At 51.6% G+C, this 3,120-nt stretch carries 1 rRNA gene; it reads right to left on the minus strand.

Annotation, left to right across the window (positions count from 1 at the left end):
* Positions 1-61: 61 nt before the first annotated feature.
* Positions 62-2,996 (minus strand): 23S ribosomal RNA (locus B9N79_RS25650).
* Between the last annotated feature and the right edge of the window lie 124 nt (positions 2,997-3,120).

The raw sequence follows: 3,120 nt of genomic DNA on the forward strand, positions 1-3,120 counted from the left end.
GTTGTTCACTCAAAACTAAATAACAAGGCAAGGAAAAACATATCCGATTATGATCAATTCTTAGGTTAAGTCCTCGATCGATTAGTATTAGTCAGCTCCACGTGTCGCCACGCTTCCACCTCTAACCTATCTACCTGATCGTCTCTCAGGGATCTTACTTCCGAAGAATGGGAAGTCTCATCTTGAGGGGGGCTTCATGCTTAGATGCTTTCAGCACTTATCCCGTCCGCACGTAGCTACCCAGCGATGCCTTTGGCAAGACAACTGGTACACCAGCGGTGCGTCCATCCCGGTCCTCTCGTACTAAGGACAGCTCCTCTCAAACTTCCTACGCCCACGACGGATAGGGACCGAACTGTCTCACGACGTTCTGAACCCAGCTCGCGTACCGCTTTAATGGGCGAACAGCCCAACCCTTGGGACCGACTACAGCCCCAGGATGCGATGAGCCGACATCGAGGTGCCAAACCTCCCCGTCGATGTGGACTCTTGGGGGAGATAAGCCTGTTATCCCCGGGGTAGCTTTTATCCGTTGAGCGATGGCCCTTCCATGCGGAACCACCGGATCACTAAGCCCGACTTTCGTCCCTGCTCGACTTGTAGGTCTCGCAGTCAAGCTCCCTTGTGCCTTTACACTCTACGAATGATTTCCAACCATTCTGAGGGAACCTTTGGGCGCCTCCGTTACCTTTTAGGAGGCGACCGCCCCAGTCAAACTGTCCACCTGACACTGTCTCCCTGCCCGATAAGGGCAGCGGGTTAGAATTTCAATACAGCGGGGGCAGTATCCCACCAGCGCCTCCACCGAAGCTAGCGCTCCGGCTTCTAAGGCTCCTGCCTATCCTGTACAAGCTGTACCAAAATTCAATATCAGGCTACAGTAAAGCTCCACGGGGTCTTTCCGTCCTGTCGCGGGTAACCTGCATCTTCACAGGTACTATGATTTCACCGAGTCTCTCGTTGAGACAGTGCCCAGATCGTTGCGCCTTTCGTGCGGGTCGGAACTTACCCGACAAGGAATTTCGCTACCTTAGGACCGTTATAGTTACGGCCGCCGTTTACTGGGGCTTCGATTCAAAGCTTCTCCCCGAAGGGATAACCTCTCCTCTTAACCTTCCAGCACCGGGCAGGCGTCAGCCCCTATACTTCACCTTACGGTTTCGCAGAGACCTGTGTTTTTGCTAAACAGTCGCCTGGGCCTATTCACTGCGGCTCTCTCGGGCTTTAACACCCTAACAGAGCACCCCTTCTCCCGAAGTTACGGGGTCATTTTGCCGAGTTCCTTAACGAGAGTTCTCTCGCACACCTTAGGATTCTCTCCTCGTCTACCTGTGTCGGTTTGCGGTACGGGCACCATCTTCCTCGCTAGAGGCTTTTCTTGGCAGTGTGGAATCCAGAACTTCGGTACTTTATTTCCCTCGCCATCACAGCTCAGCCTTACAGTGAGCGGATTTGCCTACTCACCAGCCTACCTGCTTGGACGCGCATATCCAACAGCGCGCTTACTGTATCCTCCTGCGTCCCCCCATCACTCAAATGGAAGAGAGGTGGTACAGGAATATCAACCTGTTTGCCATCGCCTACGCCTATCGGCCTCGGCTTAGGACCCGACTAACCCTGAGCGGACGAGCCTTCCTCAGGAAACCTTAGACATTCGGTGGATGGGATTCTCACCCATCTTTCGCTACTCACACCGGCATTCTCACTTCTAAGCGCTCCACCAGTCCTTACGGTCTAGCTTCACCGCCCTTAGAACGCTCTCCTACCACTGATACCATAGGTATCAATCCACAGCTTCGGTGATACGTTTAGCCCCGGTACATTTTCGGCGCAGAGTCACTCGACCAGTGAGCTATTACGCACTCTTTAAATGGTGGCTGCTTCTAAGCCAACATCCTGGTTGTCTAAGCAACTCCACATCCTTTTCCACTTAACGTATACTTTGGGACCTTAGCTGGTGGTCTGGGCTGTTTCCCTTTTGACTACGGATCTTATCACTCGCAGTCTGACTCCCGGATATAAGTCGTTGGCATTCGGAGTTTGACTGAATTCGGTAACCCGTTGGGGGCCCCTAGTCCAATCAGTGCTCTACCTCCAAGACTCTTCATCCGAGGCTAGCCCTAAAGCTATTTCGGAGAGAACCAGCTATCTCCAGGTTCGATTGGAATTTCACCGCTACCCACACCTCATCCCCGCACTTTTCAACGTACGTGGGTTCGGGCCTCCATTCAGTGTTACCTGAACTTCACCCTGGACATGGGTAGATCACCTGGTTTCGGGTCTACGACCTCGTACTATGACGCCCTATTCAGACTCGCTTTCGCTGCGGCTCCGTCTTTACAACTTAACCTTGCACGAGAACGTAACTCGCCGGTTCATTCTACAAAAGGCACGCCATCACCCGTAAATGGGCTCTGACTACTTGTAGGCACACGGTTTCAGGATCTCTTTCACTCCCCTCCCGGGGTGCTTTTCACCTTTCCCTCACGGTACTGGTTCACTATCGGTCACTAGGGAGTATTTAGCCTTGGGAGATGGTCCTCCCAGCTTCCGACGGGATTTCACGTGTCCCGCCGTACTCAGGATCCACTCAGGAGAGAAGAACATTTCAACTACAGGGTTGTTACCTTCTGTGACGGACCTTTCCAGGTCGCTTCGTTTATGTTCTTCTTTTATGACTCCGTGTAGAGTGTCCTACAACCCCAGAAGGCAAGCCTTCTGGTTTGGGCTTCTTCCGTTTCGCTCGCCGCTACTCAGGAAATCGCATTTGCTTTCTCTTCCTCCAGGTACTTAGATGTTTCAGTTCCCTGGGTCTGCCTTTCATACCCTATGTATTCAGATATGAATCCTATTCCATTACGAATAGTGGGTTCCCCCATTCGGAAATCTCCGGATCAAAGCTTACTTACAGCTCCCCGAAGCATATCGGTGTTAGTCCCGTCCTTCATCGGCTCCTAGTGCCAAGGCATCCACCGTGCGCCCTTTCTAACTTAACCATTGATTGGTTATTTCAACACTAACAGTGTTGTAGCGATCGTTTACTCGGTTTTCTCATTAAATGAGAGTTATATGGTTTAACCTTGCTTTACTTGTTATCTAGTTTTCAATGAACAATGTTTG

This window comes from Priestia filamentosa (genome assembly GCF_900177535.1).
GTDB lineage: Bacteria > Bacillota > Bacilli > Bacillales > Bacillaceae_H > Bacillus_I > Bacillus_I filamentosa.